Below are 24,728 nucleotides of genomic sequence, written 5' to 3'. Positions count from 1 at the left end.
CGCTATGAAATTTACCGTTGAACGTGAACATTTATTAAAACCGCTGCAACAGGTGAGTGGCCCATTAGGTGGCCGCCCAACGCTGCCTATTCTCGGAAACCTGCTGCTTCAGGTCGCGGACGGTACGCTGTCGCTGACCGGTACAGATCTGGAAATGGAAATGATCGCGCGCGTTACGCTGACGCAGCCGCACGACGCGGGCGCGACCACGGTTCCGGCACGTAAATTCTTTGACATCTGCCGCGGGCTGCCGGAAGGCGCTGAAATCGCCGTCCAGCTGGAAGGCGACCGTATGCTGGTGCGCTCTGGCCGCAGCCGTTTCTCGCTCTCCACGCTGCCTGCTGCGGACTTCCCGAACCTGGACGACTGGCAGAGCGAAGTTGAATTCACCCTGCCGCAGGCGACGATGAAGCGTCTGATTGAAGCCACGCAGTTCTCCATGGCGCATCAGGACGTTCGTTACTACTTAAACGGCATGCTGTTCGAAACCGAAGGTGAAGAGCTGCGTACCGTGGCCACCGACGGCCACCGTCTGGCGGTCTGTTCTATGCCGATTGGCGACTCACTGCCAAACCATTCGGTGATCGTGCCGCGTAAAGGGGTGATTGAGCTGATGCGTATGCTCGACGGTGGCGACACGCCGCTGCGCGTGCAGATCGGCAGCAATAACATCCGCGCCCACGTGGGCGACTTTGTCTTCACATCGAAGCTGGTTGACGGTCGTTTCCCGGATTATCGCCGCGTATTGCCGAAGAACCCGGACAAAACGCTGGAAGCAGGCTGCGACAGCCTCAAGCAGGCCTTTGCCCGTGCCGCGATCCTCTCTAACGAGAAATTCCGCGGCGTGCGCCTGTATGTGAGTGAAAACCAGATCAAAATCACCGCTAACAACCCGGAGCAGGAAGAAGCAGAAGAGATTCTGGACGTCACCTACGCCGGGGCTGAGATGGAAATCGGCTTCAACGTCAGCTACGTGCTGGATGTGCTGAACGCGCTGAAATGCGAGAACGTGCGCATCCTGCTGACCGACTCCGTTTCGAGCGTACAGATTGAAGATGCCGCATCACAGTCGGCTGCCTATGTTGTCATGCCAATGAGACTGTAATGTCGCTCACCCGTCTGTTGATCCGCGACTTTCGCAATATCGAAAGCGCGGATCTCGCTTTATCCCCTGGCTTTAACTTCCTGGTTGGCGCGAACGGCAGCGGCAAAACCAGCGTACTTGAGGCCATCTATACGCTCGGCCACGGCCGGGCGTTTCGCAGTTTGCAGATTGGTCGCGTCATTCGCCACGAGCAGGAATCCTTTGTTCTGCATGGGCGTTTGCAGGGCGAGGAGCGGGAGACCGCCATCGGCCTGACCAAAGACAAGCAGGGCGACAGCAAGGTGCGCATCGACGGTACCGACGGCCACAAGGTGGCGGAGCTGGCGCTGCTGATGCCAATGCAGCTGATAACGCCGGAGGGGTTTACTTTACTCAACGGCGGCCCCAAATACAGAAGAGCGTTCCTCGACTGGGGATGCTTTCACAACGAAGCCGGATTTTTTAACGCCTGGAGCAACCTGAAGCGTCTGCTCAAGCAGCGTAACGCCGCGCTGCGCCAGGTGACGCGCTACGCTCAGCTGCGTCCGTGGGACATGGAGTTAATTCCTCTTGCGGAACAGATCAGCCGCTGGCGTGCCGAATACAGCGCAGGTATCGCCGAAGACATGGCCGACACCTGCAAACAGTTTTTACCCGAATTCTCTCTCACCTTCTCCTTCCAGCGCGGCTGGGAGAAAGAGACGGATTATGCCGAGGTGTTAGAGAGAAACTTCGAGCGCGACCGCATGTTGACCTACACCGCGCACGGCCCGCACAAGGCGGATTTCCGCATTCGTGCCGACGGCGCGCCGGTGGAAGACACGCTGTCGCGCGGGCAGCTCAAGCTCCTGATGTGTGCGCTACGTCTGGCACAGGGGGAGTTTCTCACCCGCGAGAGCGGGCGGCGCTGCCTGTACCTGATAGATGATTTTGCCTCGGAACTTGACGACGCGCGGCGCGGGCTGCTTGCCAGCCGCTTAAAAGCCACGCAGTCGCAGGTTTTCGTCAGCGCCATTAGCGCTGAACACGTTATAGACATGTCGGACGAAAATTCGAAGATGTTTACCGTGGAAAAGGGTAAAATAACGGATTAACCCAAGTTGAAATGAGCGAGAAACGTTGATGTCGAATTCTTATGACTCCTCCAGTATCAAAGTCCTGAAAGGGCTGGATGCGGTGCGTAAGCGCCCGGGTATGTATATCGGCGACACGGATGACGGCACCGGTCTGCACCACATGGTATTCGAGGTGGTAGATAACGCTATCGACGAAGCGCTCGCGGGTCACTGTAAAGACATCGTGGTCACCATCCATGCGGATAACTCCGTCTCCGTCACCGATGACGGTCGTGGCATCCCAACCGGTATTCACCCGGAAGAGGGCGTCTCTGCGGCGGAAGTGATCATGACCGTCCTGCACGCAGGCGGTAAGTTCGACGATAACTCCTATAAAGTTTCCGGCGGCCTGCACGGCGTAGGTGTTTCGGTAGTAAACGCCCTGTCGCAGAAGCTGGAGCTGGTTATCCAGCGCGAAGGCAAAATCCACCGTCAGCTCTATACGCACGGCGTGCCGCAGGCACCGCTGGCCGTCACGGGCGACACCGACAAAACCGGTACCATGGTGCGTTTCTGGCCGAGCCTCGAAACCTTCACCAACGTCACCGAGTTCGAGTACGACATCCTGGCGAAACGCCTGCGTGAACTGTCGTTCCTGAACTCTGGCGTCTCGATTCGCCTGCGCGACAAGCGTGACAACAAAGAAGACCACTTCCACTACGAAGGCGGTATCAAGGCGTTTGTTGAGTATCTGAACAAGAACAAAACGCCAATTCACCCGAATATCTTCTACTTCTCCACCGAAAAAGACGGTATCGGCGTGGAAGTGGCGCTGCAGTGGAACGACGGTTTCCAGGAAAACATCTACTGCTTTACCAACAACATTCCACAGCGTGACGGTGGTACTCACCTTGCGGGCTTCCGTGCGGCGATGACCCGTACCCTGAACGCCTACATGGACAAAGAAGGCTACAGCAAGAAAGCGAAAGTCAGCGCCACCGGTGACGATGCCCGTGAAGGCCTGATTGCCGTTGTCTCCGTGAAGGTGCCGGATCCGAAGTTCTCCTCACAGACCAAAGACAAGCTGGTCTCTTCTGAGGTGAAATCGGCGGTTGAGCAGCAGATGAACGAACTGCTGAGCGAATACCTGCTGGAAAACCCGTCCGACGCGAAAATCGTGGTGGGTAAAATTATCGATGCGGCGCGTGCCCGTGAAGCGGCGCGTAAAGCCCGTGAAATGACCCGTCGTAAAGGCGCGCTGGACTTAGCTGGCCTGCCGGGCAAGCTGGCTGACTGCCAGGAACGCGATCCGGCGCTGTCCGAACTGTACCTCGTGGAAGGGGACTCCGCGGGCGGTTCTGCGAAGCAGGGCCGTAACCGTAAGAACCAGGCGATTCTGCCGCTGAAGGGTAAAATCCTCAACGTTGAGAAGGCGCGCTTCGACAAGATGCTCTCTTCTCAGGAAGTGGCGACACTCATCACCGCGCTGGGCTGCGGCATCGGCCGTGACGAGTACAACCCGGACAAACTGCGCTACCACAGCATCATCATCATGACCGATGCGGACGTCGACGGCTCGCACATTCGTACGCTGCTGTTGACCTTCTTCTATCGTCAGATGCCTGAAATCGTTGAACGTGGTCACGTCTACATTGCCCAGCCGCCGCTGTACAAAGTGAAGAAAGGCAAGCAGGAACAGTACATCAAAGATGACGAAGCGATGGATCAGTACCAAATCGCGATCGCACTTGATGGCGCAACCCTGCACGCGAACTCGCACGCTCCTGCACTGGCCGGTGAGCCGCTGGAGCGGCTGGTGTCCGAGTTCAACGCCACGCAGAAAATGATTACGCGTATGGAACGCCGTTATCCGAAAACGCTGCTGAAGGAGCTGGTTTATCAGCCAACCCTGACCGAAGCCGATCTGAGCGACGAGCAGACCGTCACCCGCTGGGTGAATGCCCTGGTGACCGATCTGAACGAGAAAGAGCAGCACGGCAGCCAGTGGAAATGCGATGTTCAGCAGAACGCCGATCATCAGTTCGAGCCGATCGTTCGCGTGCGTACCCACGGCGTCGATACCGACTACCCGCTGGAGCACGAATTTGTGACCGGTCCGGAATACCGTCGTATCTGCACGCTTGGCGAGAAGCTGCGCGGCCTGATCGAAGACGATGCGTTCATCGAACGTGGCGAACGTCGTCAGCCGGTAGCCAGCTTCGAGCAGGCGCTGGACTGGCTGGTGAAAGAGTCCCGTCGTGGCCTCGCGATCCAGCGCTATAAAGGTCTGGGCGAAATGAACCCGGAGCAGCTGTGGGAAACCACCATGGATCCGGAAAGCCGCCGCATGCTGCGCGTTACCGTTAAAGACGCGATTGCTGCAGACCAGCTGTTCACGACCCTGATGGGTGATGCGGTTGAACCACGTCGTGCGTTCATCGAAGAGAACGCCCTGAAAGCGGCAAATATCGATATTTAATCGGTTTGAAACCGCACGATAACTGGCCGCGCTTTTAGCGCGGCTTTTTTATGGGCGCAGGCATATCCAGCGACATTGCGGACGGTAAACGGCTCGCCAGCGTATCTATCGCAATTCTTACCCTCAGCGGCAGGTGCGGCGTCTGCTGCCACACCGCATGAACGTCGAAATGCACGTCCGGTGCCTGCTTCAGGAGCGGGACGAGTTTACCCTGGTGAATATCTTTAACGACCATCCAGCAGGGCAGCCATGCAATGCCGTGTCCGGCCAGCGCAGCGTCGCAGATCGCCTGCAAATCATCCATATTAAGTGATGACCGGGGAGTAAAGGTGTGCGACGTTCCTTCGTTATCCATCAGTTGCCAGGACAGCACTCTGCCTGCGCGCAGATAGTTAATAGCCGTATGCTGGGGTAAATCAGCCACGCTTTGCGGTTGGCCTTTCTTCTGCAGATAATCCGGCGCGGCGCATAGCACCATGCGGTGTTCTCCCAGCCTTCTGGCGACCAGCACGCTGCTGTCCTGAAGCGTGCCGTTACGCACCGCCATATCAAACCCTTCCTCGACGAGATCCACCACCCGGTCACTGAATGACATTTCCAGTTCAAGCCCGGGGTGTTCCTGCGCCAGCGCTATCAGCAGCGGGGCGACGCACTGGCGACCAAACAGCACCGGCATGGCAACGCGCAGGCGGCCACTGACCTGCTGTTTCCCTGTTTCCAGCAGCGATTCCGCGCCCCGAATCTCCTCCAGCGCGCGCAGGCAGCGTTCATAAAAAAGGGCGCCGTTATCGGTCAGCCTCTGGCTACGGGTGGTGCGGTGAAAAAGACGTACCCCCAGCCGCTCTTCAAGGCGAGCGATGCTTTTCCCTACCGCCGAGCGTGACAAATGCAGGCGAATTGCGGCCTGAGCGAAACTTCCCGCCTCAACGGCGGCCACAAAAACAGGAATATCCTTCAGCGTATCGGTCATGGATTGTATCGATTATGGCGTCAATAAAGAGAAAACTTATCGCCACAGGTGACCTTTAGTCAACGGTAGACTGTCAGGACTAAAGCTCATCTGATGGCAGGAGAAATAAAATGACAGAGACAATGCAACGCTGGTCCATGGACGCCCTCGGGCGCGAGAACCTCAAGCTGACTCAGGCACCCGTTCCACAGCCCGGCCCGGGTGAAGTGCGCGTGCGGGTGAATGCCGTTGCGCTCAACTATCGCGATAAAATGGTTGTTGAAGGCACAATGCCAATCCCACTTTCCTTCCCGTTTACCCCGGCGTCTGACATGGCGGGCGTCGTAGACAGCGTGGGTGAAGGCGTCACGCGCTTCCAGCCCGGCGCTCGCGTTATCTCAACCTTCTTCCCGGAATGGATCGACGGTAAACCGCAGGCGGACGCGCGCAATTTGCCCTATAAAACGTCCGGTGGATACTTCCAGGGGATGCTGGCCGAGTATGTGATTGTGAAGGAAGACGCGCTGGTGGCCTCCCCGGAGACCCTGGATGACGCCGAGGCCAGTACCTTACCCTGCGCAGGGCTTACCGCCTGGTTTGCGCTGGTGGAACGCGGACAGCTGCGCGCCGGGCAATCGGTGCTGGTGCAGGGCACGGGCGGGGTGGCGATTTTCGCCCTGCAAATTGCAAAAGCGCACGGCGCAGAGGTATTTGTCACCTCGGGGAGCGATGAAAAGCTGGCGCTCGCCAAAAAACTGGGGGCCAGCCAGGGCATCAACCGCCTGAAAGGCGACTGGGCTGAAAATACGCTGGCGCTCACGCAGGATCGCGGCATCGACCATATTATTGAAACCGTGGGGGGAGAGAACCTGAAGCACTCCCTGCGCGCCGTTGCCGTTCACGGACGTATCTCCGTTATTGGCGTGCTGGCCGGGACGGAGATTACCCTCTCTGCTGGCGAGCTGTTGCTGAAATCCCCCGTCATTCAGGGAATCGGCGTGGGACACCGCCGGGCGCTGGAAGATTTCGTCCGCGCTGTTGATGTCACCGGACTGAAACCCGTGATTGAGCATCGCTACCGTTTTAACGAGCTTGAACAGGCGTTTGAACATCTCGATCGCGGCGCGTTCGGTAAAATCGTTCTCACCCGCGAGTAGGTCTTTGTTCCCCGGGATAAGCGTAAAAGGGGGCTTTTGTTGCGCAATGTAGCTCTATTTTTGTGTGCTTAATCGCGTTAGCATGAGGCAGCACTCATTTATTCCGGGGAACTCATGGCTATCAAACTTATTGCAATCGATATGGACGGCACGCTGTTGCTGCCAGACCACACTATCTCTCCAGCCGTTAAGAACGCGATCGCCGCGGCACGCGCAAAGGGCGTGAATGTAGTCCTGACCACGGGGCGTCCGTATGCGGGCGTGCACAGCTACCTGAAAGAGCTGCACATGAATCAGCCTGGCGACTACTGCATCACCTATAACGGCGCGCTGGTGCAGAAAGCCGCGGATGGCAGTACGGTTGCGCAAACCGCGCTGAGCTACGATGACTATCTGTTCCTGGAAAAACTGTCCCGGGAAGTGGGGTCCCACTTCCACGCCCTCGATCGCAATACGCTTTACACCGCCAACCGTGATATCAGCTACTACACGGTGCATGAATCCTACGTTGCGACCATTCCGCTGGTGTTCTGTGAAGCGGAGAAAATGGACCCTGCCACCCAGTTCCTGAAAGTGATGATGATCGACGAGCCGGAGATCCTGGATAAAGCGATTGCACGCATTCCGGCCGAGGTGAAAGATAAATACACCGTGCTGAAAAGTGCGCCGTACTTCCTCGAAATCCTTGATAAACGCGTCAATAAAGGCACCGGCGTGAAATCACTGGCCGATGCGCTGGGCATTAAGCCGGAAGAGATTATGGCGCTGGGCGACCAGGAAAACGACATCGCGATGATTGAATTCGCGGGCATGGGCGTGGCGATGGATAACGCCATTCCGTCGGTGAAAGAAGTGGCCAACTTCGTGACCAAATCCAACCTGGAAGACGGCGTTGCCTACGCGATCGAGAAGTTTGTGCTGCAGTAACGCTTATTTCTAATCATCGGCCTCGGTTATCAACCGGGGCTTTTTTTTGCGCTGAATTTATCGAATTGTTCTTTTTGTGATCTTTATTGTAGTACAACATTGATTGATTGTACTACATTGTCACCACAGCAAAGTCGAACGCTCTCACGTTTGTACTGCAAAAGTGAGGTGAAATTCAGCGGTCGCGGTAAAGTAGTGATGGACATACAGAGCACAAGGACTCTCCATGACTCTCAATAAAACCGATCGCATCGTCATTACGCTGGGCACCCAGATTGTGGGTGGCAAATACGTTCCCGGTTCGCCGCTGCCTGCAGAGGCCGAACTGTGTGAGGAGTTTGAAACCTCGCGCAACATCATCCGGGAAGTCTTCCGCTCGCTGATGGCGAAGCGGCTGATTGAAATGAAGCGCTATCGCGGCGCGTTTGTTGCCCCGCGCAACCAGTGGAACTACCTCGATACCGACGTACTGCAGTGGGTGCTGGAAAACGATTACGACCCACGGCTTATCGGCGCGATGAGCGAAGTCCGAAACCTGGTTGAACCGGCCATCGCCCGCTGGGCGGCGGAGCGCGCAACCTCTGGCGATTTGGCGCAGATTGAGTCGGCTTTAAACGACATGATCGCCAATAACCAGAACCGGGAGGCGTTTAACGAGGCGGATATCCGCTACCACGAAGCGGTGCTGCAGTCGGTGCATAACCCGGTATTACAGCAGCTTAGCGTGGCGATCAGCTCGCTACAGCGAGCAGTATTTGAACGTACCTGGATGGGCGATGAGGCCAACATGCCGAAAACGCTCCAGGAACATAAAGCGCTGTTCGATGCGATACGGCATCAGGACGGCGATGCGGCAGAGCAGGCGGCGCTTACCATGATTGCCAGCTCGACACGAAGGCTGAAGGAAATCACATGACATCTCGCTACATCGCAATTGACTGGGGATCGACCAATCTGCGCGCCTGGCTGTACCAGGGCGAACAGTGCCTGGAGAGCAGGCAATCAGAAGCAGGCGTGACGCGCCTGAACGGTAAATCCCCCGAGGCGGTGTTAGCAGAGGTCACACAAAACTGGCGCGACAGCGCCACGCCGGTGGTCATGGCGGGAATGGTCGGCAGCAACGTTGGCTGGAAGATAGCGCCTTATCTACCGGTTCCTGCCCATTTCTCCGCGATTGGCGAGCAGTTAACGTCCGTTGGCGACAATATCTGGATAATTCCCGGTTTGTGCATCTCTCGCGGGGATAACCACAACGTGATGCGCGGCGAAGAGACGCAGCTGCTTGGCGCGCGCACGCTTTCTCCTTCTTCTGTCTACGTCATGCCCGGAACGCACTGCAAGTGGGTCCAGGCCGACGCTGAGCAAATCCACGATTTTCGCACCGTGATGACCGGCGAGCTGCACCATTTGCTGCTCAATCATTCACTGGTGGGAGCCGGTTTGCCGGAGCAGCAAGCCTCGTCAGAGGCGTTTGCTGCCGGGCTTGAACGTGGGATCGCTTCTCCTGATGTTTTGCCGCAGCTTTTTGAGGTTCGCGCCTCGCACGTGCTGGGAAATCTCCCGCGCGAGCAGGTCAGCGAATTTCTCTCCGGCCTGCTAATTGGCGCAGAGGTCGCCAGCATGCGTGATTTCGTCGCGCACGAGCAGGCCATCACCCTTGTCGCTGGCACATCGCTAACGTCGCGCTATGAGCAGGCGTTTCGCGCCGTTGGACGAAACGTTTTAACGGTATCCGGCGACACGGCATTTCAGGCAGGAATAAGGAGCATCGCTCATGCAGTGGCAAACTGATCTTCCCCTTATCGCGATTTTGCGCGGCATCACGCCCGATGAGGCGTTAGCCCACGTCGGCGCGGTTGTTGACGCCGGATTCGACGCGGTGGAAATCCCGCTTAACTCTCCGGAGTGGGAAAAAAGTATTCCGGCCGTGGTGGAGGCCTTCGGCGATAGGGCGCTGATTGGCGCAGGCACCGTGTTACGGCCTGAGCAGGTAGATCGGCTGGCAAAGATGGGCTGTAAGCTTATCGTCACGCCCAACATTCAGCCTGAGGTGATCCGCCGCGCGGTGGGTTACGGCATGACCGTCTGCCCGGGATGCGCCACCGCCACGGAAGCCTTCACTGCTCTGGATGCGGGCGCACAGTCGCTCAAAATTTTCCCGTCATCGGCTTTTGGACCGGACTACATCAAAGCGCTGAAAGCGGTATTACCCACCAGCGTGCCGGTCTTTGCCGTGGGTGGCGTAACGCCAGAAAACCTGGGCCAGTGGATGAGCGCGGGCTGTGTGGGCGCGGGGCTGGGCAGCGATCTTTATCGCGCCGGTCAGTCCGTGGAACGTACCGCACAGCAGGCGGCAGCATTTGTGAAAGCGTATCGAGAGGCAGTGAAATGAAAATAACCAAACTCACCACGTACCGTTTACCCCCGCGCTGGATGTTCCTGAAAATCGAAACCGATGAAGGGGTCGTGGGCTGGGGCGAACCGGTAATTGAAGGACGTGCGCGCACCGTAGAAGCGGCGGTGCACGAGCTGGGTGAATACCTGATTGGCCAGGATCCGGCTCGCATCAACGACCTGTGGCAGGTGATGTACCGCGCGGGCTTCTACCGCGGGGGGCCGATCCTGATGAGCGCCATCGCCGGTATCGACCAGGCGCTGTGGGATATCAAAGGCAAAGTGCTGAACGCGCCGGTCTGGCAGCTGATGGGCGGCCTGGTGCGCGACAAAATTAAAGCCTACAGCTGGGTCGGCGGCGACCGTCCTGCGGAAGTGATCGACGGCATTACGCAGCTGCGCAACATCGGTTTTGACACCTTCAAACTCAACGGCTGCGAAGAGATGGGCGTTATCGACAACTCGCGCGCGGTGGATCGCGCGGTGAATACTGTCGCGCAAATCCGTGAAGCCTTCGGCAACGAGATCGAATTTGGCCTGGACTTCCATGGCCGCGTTAGCGCGCCGATGGCCAAAGTGCTGATCAAAGAGCTGGAGCCGTATCGTCCGCTGTTTATCGAAGAGCCGGTGCTGGCCGAACAGGCCGAGTACTATCCGAAACTGGCTGAACAGACGCACATTCCCATCGCGGCGGGTGAACGCATGTTCTCGCGCTTCGAGTTTAAACGCGTGCTGGAAGCGGGCGGCATTGCCATCCTGCAGCCGGATCTCTCTCACGCGGGCGGCATCACCGAATGCTACAAAATTGCCGGGATGGCCGAAGCCTACGATGTGGCGCTGGCGCCGCACTGTCCGCTTGGACCGATTGCGCTGGCGGCCTGCCTGCACGTCGACTTTGTCTCCCGCAACGCGGTGTTCCAGGAACAAAGCATGGGGATTCACTATAACAAGGGCGCGGAACTGCTCGATTTTGTGAAAAATAAAGAAGACTTCAGCATGGAAGGCGGTTTCTTTAAACCGTTAACGAAGCCGGGCCTTGGCGTAGAGATTGACGAAGCCAAAGTCATTGAGCTGAGTAAAAACGCGCCGGACTGGCGTAACCCGCTGTGGCGTCATGAAGACGGTTCCGTAGCCGAGTGGTAAATCGCCGGTAAGCGCAGCGCCATCGGCCAAAAAAACGTACCTACAAAAATATAACCCTCTGTAAATTACAGGGCATGGTGAGCGGCTTCGCTATGCCCAAAATCTGGAGACAGATTGCGATGGATATTCCAGTTACCGCTACAAAAACCGGGCGTCGCCGCTACCTGACGCTGATTATGATCTTTATTACCGTGGTCATTTGCTATGTCGACCGCGCCAACCTTGCCGTGGCATCGGCCCATATTCAGGAAGAGTTTGGCATCACCAAAGCGGAAATGGGTTACGTCTTCTCGGCGTTTGCCTGGCTGTATACGCTCTGCCAGATCCCGGGCGGCTGGTTCCTTGACCGCGTGGGTTCACGTTTGACCTACTTTATCGCCATTTTCGGCTGGTCCGTGGCGACACTTTTCCAGGGCTTCGCTACCGGGCTGATGTCGCTGATTGGCCTGCGTGCCATTACCGGGGTTTTCGAAGCGCCCGCGTTTCCGACCAATAACCGCATGGTGACCAGTTGGTTCCCGGAACACGAGCGCGCTTCCGCCGTTGGCTTTTACACCTCCGGGCAGTTTGTTGGTCTGGCGTTCCTGACGCCGCTGCTGATTTGGATCCAGGAGCTGCTGAGCTGGCATTGGGTGTTCATCGTCACAGGGGGGATTGGCATTATCTGGTCGCTGATCTGGTTCAAGGTCTACCAGCCGCCGCGTCTGACCAAAAGCATCACCAAAGCCGAGCTGGACTACATCCGCGACGGCGGTGGCCTGGTGGACGGTGATGCGCCGGTGAAAAAAGAGGCGCGCCAGCCGCTGACCAAAGCGGACTGGAAGCTGGTCTTCCACCGTAAGCTGGTGGGCGTTTATCTGGGCCAGTTCGCGGTGACCTCCACGCTGTGGTTCTTCCTGACCTGGTTCCCGAACTATCTGACCCAGGAAAAGGGCATCACGGCGCTAAAGGCGGGCTTTATGACCACCGTGCCGTTCCTCGCGGCGTTTTTCGGCGTACTGCTCTCCGGCTGGCTGGCCGATAAGCTGGTGAAAAAAGGCTACTCGCTGGGTGTGGCGCGTAAAACGCCGATTATCTGCGGCTTGCTGATCTCCACCTGCATCATGGGCGCCAACTACACCAACGATCCGGTGTGGATTATGGCCCTGATGGCAGTGGCGTTCTTCGGTAACGGTTTCGCCTCTATCACCTGGTCGCTGGTGTCGTCTCTCGCGCCGATGCGGCTGATTGGCCTGACCGGCGGCGTGTTCAACTTTGTCGGCGGGCTTGGCGGGATCACCGTACCGCTGGTCATCGGCTACCTGGCGCAGGACTACGGCTTCGGCCCGGCGCTGGTGTACATCTCCGCCGTGGCGCTGATCGGTGCGCTCTCCTACATCCTGCTGGTGGGTGATGTGAAACGAGTAGGCTAATCCCTGCGGATGTTTTACCCTGATGCACTCACCGTGCATCAGGGTATCCTCATGAAACAAATCACCTTCGCTTCCCGCAACCACCAGCTGACCAACATCAATACCTGGACGCCGGACAGCCAGTGGCTGGTCTATGACGTGCGCCCGTCCGGTGCATCGTTCACCGGTGAAACCATCGAGCGGGTCAACGTCGGTACGGGCGAGGTCGACGTGGTTTATCGCGCCACCGATGGCGCGCACGTTGGCGTGGTGACCGTTCATCCCGCGCAGGAGAAATACGTCTTTATCCACGGCCCGAGAAACCCGGATGCAGACTGGCACTACGATTTTCATCATCGTCAGGGAGTCATTGCCTGTAACGGTCAGGTGAGCAATCTTGACGCGATGGATATCACTGCGCCCTACACCGCAGGCGCGCTGCGCGGCGGCAGCCATGTGCACGTCTTCAGCCCGAACGGTCAGCTCGTCAGCTTCACCTATAACGACCACGTGCTGCACGAGCGCGATTCGAAGCTCGATTTACGCAACGTCGGCGTGGCTGCGCCTTACGGCCCTGTGAACCCGCAGGGGAACCATCCCCGTGAGTATCCGGGAACCTTCTGGAGCGTGCTGGTCAGCCGCACGACGCCCAACCCGCAGCCGGGCAGCGACGAGATTAACCGCGCCTATGAAGAGGGCTGGGTAGGCAACACCAGGCTGGCGTTTATCGGCGATACCCTCTCTGCGCAGGGCGAAAAAGTACCCGAACTGTTTATCGTCGACCTGCCGGAAGACGAGCAGGGCTGGAAGCGTGCGGGCGATGCGCCGCTGCAGGGCACCGAAGAGACCCTGCCAGCCCCGCCAGCAGGGGTAATGCAGCGTCGTCTGACCTTTACGCATCAGAGGGCTTATCCGGGCCTGGTGAACGTGCCGCGCCACTGGGTTCGCAGCAACCCGCAGGGGACGCAGATCGCGTTTCTGATGCGCGACGATAACGGCATTGTGCAGCTGTGGCTGATCTCGCCTGAGGACGGTGAGCCTCGGCAGCTGACGCGTAACGGGAGCGATATTCAGTCTGCGTTTAACTGGCATCCGGCGGGTGACCGACTGGGATTTGTGCTCGAAAACCGGATCGCCTGCTGCGACGCGCAGACTGGAGAGGTGACGTTTTTGACGTCCGATCACGGCAATCCGCCGTCTGCTGATGCCGTCGTGTTTTCTCCGGACGGGCGCTTTATCGCGTGGATGGAAGAGACAGGGGGTTTCCGTCAACTTTGGTTAACGGAAACCGCGCAGAACTAGCGTGGAGGCATCTCTGCGGGCGGGATAACGGCGTTTGTCGCCAGATTCTCCTGCTCGCTTTTTTCTACCCGTGAGCGCACGGAGTTGTCCTTACGAAACATATCCCACGGCAGCAAAAGCGTATCCGCCACAGCCGTAAACGGCATATCCAGGATAACCAGGGATTTGGTGCCCCAGTTTGTATCGTCATCGGAGATCATCGCCGCGCTGGCGCGCGTCCCCGGATATGTTCCTTCTTTACCGCCGGTGTGAGACATCACGCTCGAACACCCGCAAAGTAAAACTACCCCGCTGAACGTCGTCAGCTTTATCAGAACATTTTTCATCATCACTCAGTCATCGTTAATGGCACTGCATAGACCTGCAACTCAGGGTTATAACGAGCCTTAACCAAAATGGATAGCCCGATAACCCCGCACTGTGGCAGCCATCGCAATTTAACCCTTTGTGCTGTTGTCCCAGTCTAAGCGAGATGCAGGAAAGTGCAAAAAAAAGTGCAGTCGTCGCGCTTGAAAAGCCCGGTTGTAGACCCATTTTAAGAATACGACCCGATAACGAACTCGCCTGATGGGTGTTCGGGGGGCGCAAAGGCCTGTCCATGGTGGAAGGCTACATTTTCTCGCTGATTTCAGGAGTTTTATTTATGCGTAACTTCGATCTTTCTCCGCTATACCGTTCTGCAATTGGTTTTGACCGCCTGTTTAACCATTTAGAAAATAACCAAAGCCAGAGCAACGGCTACCCTCCATACAATGTTGAGCTGGTTGACGAAAACCACTACCGCATTGCCATTGCCGTCGCCGGTTTTGCAGAAAACGAACTGGAGATCACCGCGCAGGACAACCTGCTGGTGGTGAAAGGTTCCCATACGGCCGAGCAGAAAGAGCGTACTTACCTTTACCAGGGCATCGCCGAGCGCAACTTTGAACGCAAGTTCCAGTTAGCCGAGAACATTCACGTTAAAGGCGCGAACCTGGTCAACGGCCTGCTGTTTATTGAACTGGAACGTGTGATTCCGGAAGAGAAAAAACCGCGTCGTATCGAAATTAACTAATTATGCGGGTCGCGCGAGCGGCCCACCCAGAATTGCTTGCCGTAACGGGAGCATATGCGAATCCATCAGGATTTGCAGGAACAACTGCGCACAAAATTAAACTGTGCCGAACTCGCTTCTCAGAAGGAGATTTAGTATGCGTAACTACGATTTATCCCCCCTGCTGCGTCAGTGGATTGGTTTTGACAAACTGGCTAATGCCCTGCAAAACACCGCTGAGCAACAGACGTTTCCGCCGTACAACATCGAAAAAAGCGACGATAACCACTATCGTATTACCCTGGCGCTGGCCGGCTTCCGTCAGGAGGATCTGGATATCCAGCTCGAAGGCACCCGCCTGACCGTGAAAGGTACGCCGGAGAAACAAGAGACCGAGACCAAATGGCTGCATCAGGGGCTGGTTAATCAGCCGTTTAGCCTGAGCTTTACCCTGGCAGACCATATGGAGGTGTCCGGCGCCACGTTTACCAACGGGCTGCTGCATATTGACCTGACCCGCAACGTGCCGGAAACCATCCCGCCGCAGCGTATCGCCATTAGCGACCGGCCGGCGTTAAACAGTTAACAGTGTGCGGGTTGATGCCCTCACCCCGGCCCTCTCCCACAGGGAGAGGGTGAAAAGATAAAGCCCTGCCCCGGCAGGGCTTTTTTGTGCGCCATCGCCCATACAACCGCCCACGGCTCTGAGAGAATCCTTAGCATAGCTAAGGTTATGCCAAGGAAGTGGATCATGAGTGATATCGCGTTAACCGTCAGCGTGTTGGCCCTGGTCGCTGTTGTTGGCCTGTGGATAGGGAATATCAAAATCCGCGGCGTCGGGTTTGGGATCGGCGGGGTGCTGTTTGGCGGCATTTTTGTCGGCCACTTTGCCGACCAGCTCGGGCTGGTGCTGAGCGCCGAGATGCTCCACTTTACTCAGGAGTTCGGCCTGATCCTCTTCGTCTATACCATCGGGATTCAGGTGGGGCCGGGGTTTTTCGCCTCACTTCGGGTTTCCGGATTGCGGCTCAACCTGTTTGCCCTCGGCATTGTGGTGATGGGCGGGCTGGTCACCGCCATTCTGCATAAAATCTTTGCTATCCCGCTGCCCGTGGTGCTGGGCATTTTCTCCGGAGCGGTCACCAACACGCCCGCGCTCGGTGCCGGACAGCAAATCCTGCGCGATTTGGGCATCGAACCCGGCATCGTCGACCAGATGGGGATGAGCTACGCCATGGCCTATCCGTTTGGCATTTGCGGCATTCTGCTCTCCATGTGGCTGGTCCGCGTCCTGTTTCGCATTAACGTTGATAAAGAGGCGAAAGACCACGAAACCACGCTCACCAACGGCCATATGCCGATTAAAACCATCAACATTCGGGTTGATAACCCCAACCTGAACAATATGGCGATTCAGGACGTACCGATCCTGAACAGCGCCAATATCATCTGCTCGCGCCTTAAGCGCGACGATATGCTGATGGTGCCCGCGCCTGGCACCATCATTCAGCAGGGCGATCTGCTGCATCTGGTCGGCCAGCCCGGCGATTTAAACAACGCGCGGCTGGTGATTGGTCAGGAAGTGGATACCTCTCTCTCAACCCGTGGCACCGATATGCGCGTGGAACGCGTTGTGGTGACTAACGAGCATGTTCTTGGCAAAAAAATACGCGATCTGCAGGTAAAAGAACGCTATGACGTGGTGATCTCCCGCCTCAACCGTGCGGGCGTTGAACTGGTCGCCAGCCCGGAGGCCAGCCTGCAGTTCGGGGATATCCTCAACCTGGTTGGGCGACCGTCGTCCATCGACGCCGTGGCGGATATGGTGGGTAACGCCCAGCAAAAACTGCAGCAGGTGCAGATGCTGCCGGTGTTCATCGGTATCGGGCTTGGCGTACTCCTTGGCTCGATCCCGCTGTACGTGCCGGGCTTCCCGGTGGCGCTCAAGCTGGGCCTGGCGGGCGGGCCGCTGATTATGGCGCTGATCCTCGGGCGTATCGGCTGCATCGGTAAGCTCTACTGGTTTATGCCGCCGAGCGCCAACCTGGCGCTGCGCGAGCTGGGCATCGTGCTGTTCCTGGCGGTGGTCGGGCTGAAGTCCGGCGGGGATTTTGTCGATACGCTGATCAAGGGCGAAGGGATGAGCTGGGTCGGCTATGGCATCTTTATCACGGCGATTCCTCTGCTGACGGTGGGCATACTGGCGCGGATGTTCGCCAAAATGAACTACCTGACGCTGTGCGGCATGCTGGCGGGCTCCATGACCGATCCGCCCGCGCTGGCCTTTGCCAACAACCTGCACGCCACCAGCGGCGCGGCCGCGCTCTCCTATGCCACCGTCTACCCGCTGGTGATGTTCCTGCGCATCATTACGCCACAGCTACTGGCGGTGCTGTTCTGGGGGATGGGCTAGCAGGTCGTCCGGGTGGATGCGCCGCAGATGGTAGTCCACCTGGTAATCGCTGGTATTTCGGAACATCACGGAATAATTGAGGAACTCGCCGCTGTCGCTGTAGGAGAGGGACGTAATGCGCAGCAGCGGCGTCTGTTCCGGCAGGTTCATATAACCGGCCAGCGTTTTATCTGCCAGCACCGGCGTCAGGCTCTCGTAGTTGCCGCTGATGGTGATCCCGCACTCCTTCTCGATGTAATCAAACTTTGACCCTTCAAGATGCGCCAGCGACAGATTGCGAAACAGCTTCACCGGCATAAAACTGTCCTCCAGCATCAGCGGCTTTCCGTCCACGTAGCGCACCCGTCGGGAAAAGTAGATCCGCTCATCCACCTGAATTCGCAGCTGGCTGGCGATGGCGGGCGGGGCGGGCATCACTTCGAACTGCAGCACCTTGCTCTGCACCTCTTTTCCCTGCTGGCGCAGCACCTCCACCAGCCCGGTCAGGTTGGTGGTTTCGTGGTGAACGTCTTTGCGCGACACAAACGTTCCGCTGCCGTGCCGCCGCTCAACCAGCCCCCAGCTCACCAGCAGATCCAGCGCCTTGCGGATGGTCATTCGCGCCACACCGAACTCTTGCGCCAGCGCTTTTTCGCCGGGCAGCGGGCTGCCGATGTTGTAGTCCGACGAATTCAGCCGCAGCCGCAATCTGTCGGCAATAGATTTGTAGATCACCAGTAGACCTCTCTGCCCTTATCAGGGCGTGGATGGCGTCCTGACATGTCTATATTTACCGCAAAAAGTAGACCTGATTGGTCAAAATAAAACCATGAATGCGATCACGAATCGCAGCGGCACGCCATGTTCGCGCATCAGTAAGTTCTTATGCTCACCTCAGGCCAGCAAAAAACCATAAAGGCCTCTACCCCTACAGGTTGTTTCATGAGGATTTAAAAATGCTCAGTCAAATACAACGTTTTGGCGGTGCCATGTTTACCCCGGTGTTGCTGTTTCCGTTCGCCGGGATCGTGGTGGGAATCGCCATCATGCTTCGCAACCCGCTGTTTGTCGGCGAAGCCTTAACGGCCCCCGATCATCTTTTCGCGCAGATTGTTCACATCATTGAAGAGGGCGGCTGGGCGGTGTTTCGCAATATGCCGCTGATTTTTGCCGTCGGCCTGCCGATTGGCCTGGCGAAGCAGGCCCAGGGCCGCGCCTGCCTGGCTGTGCTGATTAGCTTCCTGACCTGGAACTACTTCATCAACGCGATGGGGATGACCTGGGGCCACTTCTTTGGCGTCGACTTCTCCGCCGAACCGACGGCGGGAAGCGGGCTGGCGATGATTGCCGGCATCAAAACGCTCGATACCAGCATCATCGGTGCCATCGTGATTTCAGGCATCGTCACCGCCATCCACAACCGCTATTTTGACAAGCCGCTGCCGGTATTTCTGGGGATTTTCCAGGGCAGCTCGTTTGTCGTTATCCTCGCATTCTTCGTCATGATCCCCTGCGCCTGGCTGACGCTGCTGGGCTGGCCGAAAGTGCAGATGGGCATTGAGTCTCTGCAGGCGTTCCTGCGCTCTGCCGGGGCGCTGGGCGTGTGGGTGTATACCTTCCTGGAACGCATTCTGATCCCAACCGGGTTACACCACTTCGTCTACGGCCCGTTTATCTTCGGCCCGGCGGCGGTTGAGGGGGGGATTCAGGTCTACTGGGCGCAGCACCTGCAGGAATTCAGTCAGAGCACCCTGCCACTGAAAACTCTCTTCCCGGAAGGCGGCTTCGCCCTGCACGGTAACTCAAAAGTGTTTGGTTCGGTCGGGATTGCGCTGGCGATCTGGTACACCGCGTCGCCGGAAAACCGCGTCAAGGTCGCGGGGCTGCTGGTCCCGGCAACGCTCACCGCCGTGCTGGTGGGCATTACTGAACCGCTCGAATTCACCTTCCTGTTTATCTCGCCGCTGCTGTTTGCCGTTCACGCCGTGCTGGCGGCGACCATGGCGACGGTGATGTACACCTTTGGCGTGGTCGGGAACATGGGCGGCGGCCTGCTGGATCAGTTCCTGCCGCAAAACTGGATCCCGATGTTCCATAACCACGCCGCGACGGTCTTCACCCAGATCGGCATTGGCCTCTGCTTCACCGGAATTTACTTCGTGGTCTTCAAAACGCTGATTGCACGTCTGAACCTGAAAACCCCGGGCCGGGAGGAGAGCGAAATCAAGCTCTACAGCAAGGCCGACTATAAGGCGGCGCGTGGGCAAACCACAGCTCCGGCTGCGGCCAGCCAGCAGGTCGGGCAGGCCGCCGGATTCCTGCAGGCGCTGGGCGGTGCGGCCAACATCGAAAGCATCAACAACTGCGCCACCCGCCTGCGCATCGCCCTGGTCGATATGGCGAAAACGCAAAGCGATGACGTCTTCAAAGCCCTCGGCGCCCACGGCGTGGTACGACGTGGCAATGGCATTCAGGTGATTGTCGGCCTGCACGTTCCTCAGGTGCGCGACCAGCTGGAATCGCTGATGAAAACCCCCTTAACGAATGAACAAACCACCCTGACAGAGGCTATATCATGAAAAAATTCTCAGTTGTCATTGCAGGCGGCGGCAGCACCTTTACGCCTGGTATCGTCCTGATGTTGTTAGCCAACCGTGACCGTTTCCCGCTGCGCGCCCTGAAGTTCTATGACAACGACGGCGCGCGTCAGGAGACCATCGCCGAAGCGTGCAAAATTATCCTTAAGGAACAGGCTCCGGAGATTGAGTTCAGCTACACCACCGACCCGAAAGCGGCCTTTAGCGATGTCGATTTCGTGATGGCGCATATCCGCGTGGGTAAATACCCGATGCGCGAAAAGGATGAAAAAATCCCGCTGCGCCACGGCGTGCTGGGTCAGGAAACCTGCGGTCCGGGCGGGATTTCCTACGGCATGCGCTCTATCGGCGGCGTGCTGGAGCTGGTGGATTATATGGAGCAGTACTCTCCGAACGCGTGGATGCTGAACTACTCCAACCCGGCGGCGATTGTCGCGGAAGCCACGCGCCGCCTGCGTCCGAACGCCAAAATCCTCAACATCTGCGATATGCCGATCGGCATTGAAGGGCGCATGGCGCAGATTGTCGGCCTGAAGGACCGCAAAGAGATGCGCGTGCGCTACTACGGCCTGAACCACTTCGGCTGGTGGACGTCGATTGAAGATCTGAACGGCAACGATTTGATGCCGAAACTGCGCGAATACGTGGCGAAAAAGGGCTATGTTCCGCCTTCAGAAGATGCGCATACCGAAGCGAGCTGGAACGATACGTTCGCTAAAGCAAAAGACGTGCAGGCGCTGGATCCGGACACCATGCCGAACACCTACCTGAAGTATTACCTGTTCCCGGACTACGTGGTCGCGCATTCCAACCCGGAACGCACCCGCGCCAATGAGGTCATGGATCACCGTGAGAAGCACGTGTTCAGTTCCTGCCGGGCGATTATCGAGGCGGGTAAATCCTCTGCCGGTGAGCTGGAAATCGACGAACATGCGTCGTACATCGTCGATCTGGCGACGGCAATCGCCTTTAACACCCAGGAGCGGATGCTGCTGATTGTGCCCAACAACGGGGCCATCCATAACTTTGATGCCGACGCGATGGTGGAGATCCCGTGCCTGGTGGGCCATAACGGGCCGGAGCCGCTTACGGTGGGCAATATTCCGCACTTCCAGAAAGGGCTGATGAGCCAGCAGGTGGCGGTGGAAAAACTGGTGGTGGATGCCTGGGAGCAGCGCTCGTACCAGAAACTCTGGCAGGCGATTACCCTGTCGAAAACCGTGCCGAGCGCGTCCGTCGCGAAGGCGATTCTGGATGACCTGATCGAGGCCAACAAAGAATACTGGCCAGAGCTGCATTAATCGTCCTGACCGGCATCGTCCGATGCCGGTCTCCTTGTCCTTGTCGATTTACGCTATGCTGAAGCCTGCCCGTAGCTCGACAAGGAACCTTCATGAAAATTTCCCGCCTCGGCGAAGCGCCGGACTACCGCTTCTCGCTGGCTAATGAACGCACGTTTTTAGCGTGGATCCGCACCGCGCTGGGATTCCTTGCCGCCGGGGTGGGGCTCGATCAGCTCGCGCCCGATTTCGCCACGCCGCTGATCCGCGAGGTGCTGGCGCTGCTGCTGTGCCTGTTCGCGGGCGTGCTGGCGATTTACGGCTACCTGCGCTGGCTGCGCAATGAGAAGGCGATGCGTCTGAAGCAGGATCTGCCCTATACCCGCGGGCTGCTTATCATCAGCGCGATTCTGCTGGCGGTGGCGGGCGTAGTGATGGTGCTGGTGTTCTATGGCGGATAGCCGCAAAGCGCGACGCGAAGCGGACCCCGGCCTGCAGCCGGAGCGGACGTCACTCGCCTGGCTGCGCACGCTTCTGGGGTATGGCGCGCTGATTGCCCTCGCGATTAAGCACAACTGGCACCGCACCGGGGTGCCGTTCTGGATCTCGCTTGTCGTGCTGGCGCTGGTGGCGATTATTTTATGGCGCTATACCCGCAGTCGAAACCTGATGGACGTGGCGCAGAACGATTTTGTGCAGCCGAAGGCGGTGAGGGATAAGTTCCTGATCGCCCTGGCCGTGCTGTCTCTGTCTTTACTCTTCGCAGTGACTCACATTCAGCAAATTGTGAGCTTTTAAAGCCCGGTGGCGGCTACGCCTTACCGGGCCTACGATTAACGGCCTTTTGCTAAATACTTCGCCATCTCGTCTTCCGGCACCATGCCGCCGCCGGTCGCCCATACCAGGTGGGTAACGCTGGCATCTGAACGCACGCGCAGCGGCCCGGCCATGCCCGCCAGCGCGGACGGTTCCAGCCGAATGCCTTCCTCCTGCGCCAGCCAGCCGAGCATGTCGTACATGCTTTGGTCGGAAAGGGTGTAGAACCCGTCAAGCAGGCGTTCCATCGCACGCCCCACGAAGCCGGACGCGCGCCCTACCGCCAGACCGTCCGCCGCCGTAACGTTATCAATGCCCAGATCCTGCACCGCAATCTCATCGTGCAGGCCGGTGTAAACACCCAGCAGCATGCACGGGGAGTGCGTTGGCTCCGCGAAGAAGCAGTGGACGTTATCGCCAAAGGCCAGCTTCAGGCCAAACGCCACGCCGCCAGGGCCGCCGCCGACGCCGCACGGCAGATAGACGAACAGCGGATGATCCGCATCCACCACGCGGCCCTGTGCGGCAAACTGCGCCTTCAGTCGCTCGCCTGCCACCGCGTAGCCCAGGAACAGGGTGCGGGAGTTTTCATCGTCAATGAAGAAACAGTTCGGATCGCTTTCTGCCGCCTTGCGTCCCTGCTCCACCGCCACGCCATAATCCTGCTCATATTCCACGACGATCACGCCGTGGCTGCGCAGTTTGGCTTTCTTCCACTCGCGGGCGTCGGCAGACATATGCACCGTCACCTTAAAGCCGATGCGTGCGCTCATAATGCCGATGGACATCCCGAGGTTGCCGGTTGAGCCGACCGCAATGCTGTACTGGCTGAAGAAGTCCTTAAAGCGCGGCTCCAGCAGAACGCTGTAGTCGTCTTCAACGCTCAGCAATCCGGCTTCCAGCGCCAGTTTCTCCGCGTGGGCCAGCACCTCATAGATACCGCCGCGCGCTTTAATCGAGCCGGAAATCGGTAGATGGCTGTCTTTTTTCAGCAGCACGGTGCCGGGAATAGACTTAGCAGATTCTTTCTCCAGCCGCGCCTGCATTGCCGGGATCGCGACCAGCTCGGATTCGATAATCCCGCCCGTGGCGGCCGTCTCCGGGAATGCTTTCGCCAGATACGGCGCGAAGCGTTTCAGGCGAGCGTGCGCGTCGTCCACGTCGGCTTTGGTCAGCCCGACATAGGGCAGCCCTTCCGCCAGCGTGGTGGTACGCGGGTTAAGCCAGGTGGTTTCTTTCAGGGCAATCAGATCCTCAACCAGAGGAAACTGTGCGGTTAAAGTAGTGATAGTTGCGTTTTCCATAATACGTCTCTTCGCGCTCAGATAATGAAGGAAAGCAGGAATGTGCCGCCAAGTGCAAGCACCGAGGCGATAAACGTCGCCGTCGTATAGTATTTGAAGGTCTCATTCAGGGTCGCGCCGCAGTATTGCTTCACCAGCCAGAAGAGGGAATCGGTCACGATCGTGCAGCCAATGGCGCCGGAACCGATGGCAATGGTGATGATCTCAGGGCTGACGTTCGGGTAGAGCGGCAGCATCGGCGCGACTATCGCCGTCGCCCCCATCATCGCCACCGTCGCGGAGCCGACAGCGGCATGCAGCACCAGCGCCACCAGCCAGGCAAGCAGGATAGGATGCATGTGCAGGTTCGAGAGAATATGCGCCAGTGAGTCCGCCAGTCCGCTGGTTTTCAGGATGGCGTTGAACGCGCCGCCCGCGCCGATAATCAGCAAAATGTTGGCGATAGAGCCGAAGCCGTGCTCGGTGTGCGTCAGCATCGCGCCCATGCCCATGTGCTGGCGGATCCCCAGCAGGTAATAAGCGACAAACACGGCGATAAACATGGCGGTGATCGGGTTGCCGATAAACTCCAGCACCGTATACAGCGTGCCTTCTTTTGCCATATTCAGTTCGGCGATGGTCTTCACCAGCATCAGGGCAATCGGCAGCAGCACCGTGAACAGCGTGGCGCCCAGCGACGGCAGGGTGTGCTCTTCCCGTACCTTCAGGTCTGAAAATTCTGCCGGAACCGGTTTAAACGGCAGACGATTGCCGAGCAGTTTCAGGAACAGCGGGCCGCCGACCAGCGAGGCCATCAGGCCTACCATCAAACCGTAGACAATAACCGTCCCGACGTCCGCACCTAATTTATTGGTCACAAACAGGGCAGCAGGATGCGGCGGCACCACGCAGTGCACCGCCATCAGCGCGGTACAGAGCGGAATAGCCAGCTTGAGCAGCGACGTGTGGGTCTTTTTGGCGATGGAAAACGCCAGCGGGATGAGCAGGACTACGCCCACTTCCACGAACAGCGTGATACCGCAGATCAGGCCCACCAGCACCATAATCACGTCTGCTGACAGCCAGCGGCAGCGCTGCAGTGCGATCCCGATGCGCTCTGCCGCGCCGGAGACTTCCATCATCTTGCCGAGAATGGTGCCCAGACCAATCACCGCCGCCAGGAAGCCCAGCGTGCCGCCAATGCCGTTCTCAATGGCGTTCACCATATCCAGCGGGCTCATCCCCATCATCGCGCCGACGAAAAAGCTCGCCAGCAGCAGCGCGAGGAACGGGTGAAACTTCAGTTTTACGATGGTTAAAACAATCAACACAATGCTGACCAGCAGCGTTGCCACAACCCAGACCTGAGATCCCATATCTCACCTCACCCTTATGTCATCTGAGGGTATTGGACGAAAAATCGGCGTGGGCTGACAAACGATATAA

Annotated in this window: 23 protein-coding genes and 1 other annotated feature; of the genes, 18 read left to right on the top strand and 5 right to left on the bottom strand. The window is 58.0% G+C overall.

Annotation, left to right across the window (positions count from 1 at the left end; genetic code table 11):
• Positions 1-4: 4 nt before the first annotated feature.
• From dnaN to gyrB, 3 genes are read left to right on the top strand one after another with little or no spacing between them, the layout of a single operon-like run.
• Positions 5-1,105, top strand: coding sequence for a DNA polymerase III subunit beta (dnaN, locus tag ACDO57_RS21875; RefSeq protein ID WP_008500170.1), 1,101 nt, complete (start codon positions 5-7; stop codon positions 1,103-1,105).
• Positions 1,105-2,178, top strand: coding sequence for a DNA replication/repair protein RecF (gene recF, locus ACDO57_RS21870; RefSeq protein WP_024907872.1), 1,074 nt, complete (start codon positions 1,105-1,107; stop codon positions 2,176-2,178). Before dnaN ends, recF begins: the two co-directional genes overlap by 1 nt.
• 28 nt (positions 2,179-2,206) lie before the next feature.
• Entirely contained in the window at positions 2,207-4,618 is a 2,412-nt protein-coding gene (gene gyrB, locus ACDO57_RS21865; RefSeq protein WP_048030320.1) for a DNA topoisomerase (ATP-hydrolyzing) subunit B, read from the top strand.
• A 34-nt stretch (positions 4,619-4,652) separates the two neighbouring features.
• Here the strand turns inward: gyrB and ACDO57_RS21860 are convergent, their stop codons facing one another.
• Positions 4,653-5,588 (bottom strand): LysR family transcriptional regulator, encoded by a 936-nt coding sequence (locus tag ACDO57_RS21860; RefSeq protein ID WP_157188395.1) that lies wholly within the window; start codon positions 5,586-5,588, stop codon positions 4,653-4,655.
• A gap of 110 nt (positions 5,589-5,698) precedes the next feature.
• Here ACDO57_RS21860 and ACDO57_RS21855 point away from each other — a divergent pair, with 110 nt between their 5' ends.
• The 8 genes from ACDO57_RS21855 to ACDO57_RS21820 all read left to right on the top strand — a co-directional run bounded on the left by ACDO57_RS21855 (position 5,699) and on the right by ACDO57_RS21820 (position 13,881).
• A complete protein-coding gene (locus ACDO57_RS21855; RefSeq protein WP_048990806.1) occupies positions 5,699-6,724 on the top strand; it encodes an NAD(P)-dependent alcohol dehydrogenase in 1,026 nt (341 codons plus the stop codon).
• A gap of 114 nt (positions 6,725-6,838) precedes the next feature.
• The gene (yidA, locus tag ACDO57_RS21850; protein WP_370884589.1) at positions 6,839-7,651 is read left to right on the top strand and encodes a sugar-phosphatase; all 813 of its coding nucleotides are present in this window, start codon (positions 6,839-6,841) and stop codon (positions 7,649-7,651) included.
• Positions 7,652-7,877: 226 nt separating this feature from the next.
• Positions 7,878-8,567, top strand: coding sequence for a D-galactonate utilization transcriptional regulator DgoR (dgoR, locus tag ACDO57_RS21845; protein WP_003861109.1), 690 nt, complete (start codon positions 7,878-7,880; stop codon positions 8,565-8,567).
• Positions 8,564-9,442 (top strand): 2-dehydro-3-deoxygalactonokinase, encoded by an 879-nt coding sequence (locus ACDO57_RS21840; RefSeq protein WP_370884588.1) that lies wholly within the window; start codon positions 8,564-8,566, stop codon positions 9,440-9,442. The genes dgoR and ACDO57_RS21840 overlap by 4 nt, the downstream gene beginning before the upstream one ends.
• The gene (locus tag ACDO57_RS21835; protein ID WP_370884587.1) at positions 9,426-10,043 is read left to right on the top strand and encodes a 2-dehydro-3-deoxy-6-phosphogalactonate aldolase; all 618 of its coding nucleotides are present in this window, start codon (positions 9,426-9,428) and stop codon (positions 10,041-10,043) included. Before ACDO57_RS21840 ends, ACDO57_RS21835 begins: the two co-directional genes overlap by 17 nt.
• The gene (gene dgoD / locus ACDO57_RS21830; protein WP_047957400.1) at positions 10,040-11,188 is read left to right on the top strand and encodes a galactonate dehydratase; all 1,149 of its coding nucleotides are present in this window, start codon (positions 10,040-10,042) and stop codon (positions 11,186-11,188) included. The genes ACDO57_RS21835 and dgoD overlap by 4 nt, the downstream gene beginning before the upstream one ends.
• A 74-nt stretch (positions 11,189-11,262) precedes the next feature.
• Positions 11,263-12,600 carry an MFS transporter gene (locus ACDO57_RS21825; protein ID WP_080350511.1) on the top strand — a complete coding sequence of 446 codons (1,338 nt, stop codon included), beginning with the start codon at positions 11,263-11,265 and terminating at the stop codon, positions 12,598-12,600.
• 51 nt (positions 12,601-12,651) lie between these two features.
• Positions 12,652-13,881, top strand: a complete 1,230-nt coding sequence (locus ACDO57_RS21820) for a DUF3748 domain-containing protein (RefSeq protein WP_370884586.1) — start codon at positions 12,652-12,654, stop codon at positions 13,879-13,881.
• On the opposite strand, the gene ACDO57_RS21815 is transcribed toward ACDO57_RS21820, so the two are convergent.
• Positions 13,878-14,210 carry a YceK/YidQ family lipoprotein gene (locus ACDO57_RS21815; protein WP_024907391.1) on the bottom strand — a complete coding sequence of 111 codons (333 nt, stop codon included), beginning with the start codon at positions 14,208-14,210 and terminating at the stop codon, positions 13,878-13,880. The genes ACDO57_RS21820 and ACDO57_RS21815 overlap by 4 nt on opposite strands.
• Positions 14,211-14,459: 249 nt before the next feature.
• Positions 14,460-14,531 (top strand) — a sequence feature (ROSE (Repression Of Heat Shock gene Expression) occurs in the 5'-region of heat shock genes and acts as an RNA thermometer to modulate expression.).
• Here ACDO57_RS21815 and ibpA point away from each other — a divergent pair.
• The 3 genes from ibpA (at position 14,525) to ACDO57_RS21800 (ending at position 17,327) form a co-directional block, all read left to right on the top strand.
• Positions 14,525-14,935, top strand: coding sequence for a small heat shock chaperone IbpA (ibpA, locus tag ACDO57_RS21810; protein WP_008500162.1), 411 nt, complete (start codon positions 14,525-14,527; stop codon positions 14,933-14,935). It overlaps the preceding feature by 7 nt.
• Positions 14,936-15,071: 136 nt before the next feature.
• Positions 15,072-15,500, top strand: a complete 429-nt coding sequence (ibpB, locus tag ACDO57_RS21805) for a small heat shock chaperone IbpB (protein ID WP_024907389.1) — start codon at positions 15,072-15,074, stop codon at positions 15,498-15,500.
• Between the two features lie 165 nt (positions 15,501-15,665).
• The gene (locus ACDO57_RS21800; protein ID WP_024907388.1) at positions 15,666-17,327 is read left to right on the top strand and encodes a putative transporter; all 1,662 of its coding nucleotides are present in this window, start codon (positions 15,666-15,668) and stop codon (positions 17,325-17,327) included.
• On the opposite strand, the gene ACDO57_RS21795 is transcribed toward ACDO57_RS21800, so the two are convergent.
• Positions 17,295-18,041 (bottom strand): GntR family transcriptional regulator, encoded by a 747-nt coding sequence (locus tag ACDO57_RS21795; protein ID WP_024907387.1) that lies wholly within the window; start codon positions 18,039-18,041, stop codon positions 17,295-17,297. The two genes, ACDO57_RS21800 and ACDO57_RS21795, sit on opposite strands and share 33 nt — an antisense overlap.
• Before the next feature lie 221 nt (positions 18,042-18,262).
• Here ACDO57_RS21795 and ACDO57_RS21790 point away from each other — a divergent pair, with 221 nt between their 5' ends.
• The 4 genes from ACDO57_RS21790 to ACDO57_RS21775 all read left to right on the top strand — a co-directional run bounded on the left by ACDO57_RS21790 (position 18,263) and on the right by ACDO57_RS21775 (position 21,981).
• Positions 18,263-19,885, top strand: a complete 1,623-nt coding sequence (locus ACDO57_RS21790) for an alpha-glucoside-specific PTS transporter subunit IIBC (protein WP_157188400.1) — start codon at positions 18,263-18,265, stop codon at positions 19,883-19,885.
• Positions 19,882-21,204, top strand: coding sequence for a 6-phospho-alpha-glucosidase (locus ACDO57_RS21785; RefSeq protein ID WP_370884585.1), 1,323 nt, complete (start codon positions 19,882-19,884; stop codon positions 21,202-21,204). Before ACDO57_RS21790 ends, ACDO57_RS21785 begins: the two co-directional genes overlap by 4 nt.
• Before the next feature lie 92 nt (positions 21,205-21,296).
• On the top strand, positions 21,297-21,644 hold the full coding sequence (locus ACDO57_RS21780) for a YidH family protein (protein WP_024907384.1): 348 nt from the start codon (positions 21,297-21,299) through the stop codon (positions 21,642-21,644).
• On the top strand, positions 21,634-21,981 hold the full coding sequence (locus ACDO57_RS21775; RefSeq protein WP_024907383.1) for a DUF202 domain-containing protein: 348 nt from the start codon (positions 21,634-21,636) through the stop codon (positions 21,979-21,981). Before ACDO57_RS21780 ends, ACDO57_RS21775 begins: the two co-directional genes overlap by 11 nt.
• Positions 21,982-22,016: 35 nt before the next feature.
• Here ACDO57_RS21775 and dsdA read toward each other — a convergent pair whose 3' ends face one another.
• Both dsdA and dsdX read right to left on the bottom strand, forming a co-directional pair.
• Entirely contained in the window at positions 22,017-23,303 is a 1,287-nt protein-coding gene (gene dsdA, locus ACDO57_RS21770) for a D-serine ammonia-lyase (RefSeq protein WP_370884584.1), read from the bottom strand.
• Positions 23,304-23,320: 17 nt separating this feature from the next.
• Positions 23,321-24,658 (bottom strand): D-serine transporter DsdX, encoded by a 1,338-nt coding sequence (gene dsdX / locus ACDO57_RS21765; RefSeq protein ID WP_290094220.1) that lies wholly within the window; start codon positions 24,656-24,658, stop codon positions 23,321-23,323.
• Between the last annotated feature and the right edge of the window lie 70 nt (positions 24,659-24,728).

The sequence above is a fragment of the Enterobacter cloacae complex sp. 2015409 genome (assembly GCF_041365315.1).
GTDB classification, from domain to species: Bacteria; Pseudomonadota; Gammaproteobacteria; order Enterobacterales; family Enterobacteriaceae; genus Enterobacter; species Enterobacter pseudoroggenkampii.
Note: the sequence above shows the minus strand (reverse complement) of the source record. Positions and strands in the feature narration are given on the sequence as shown.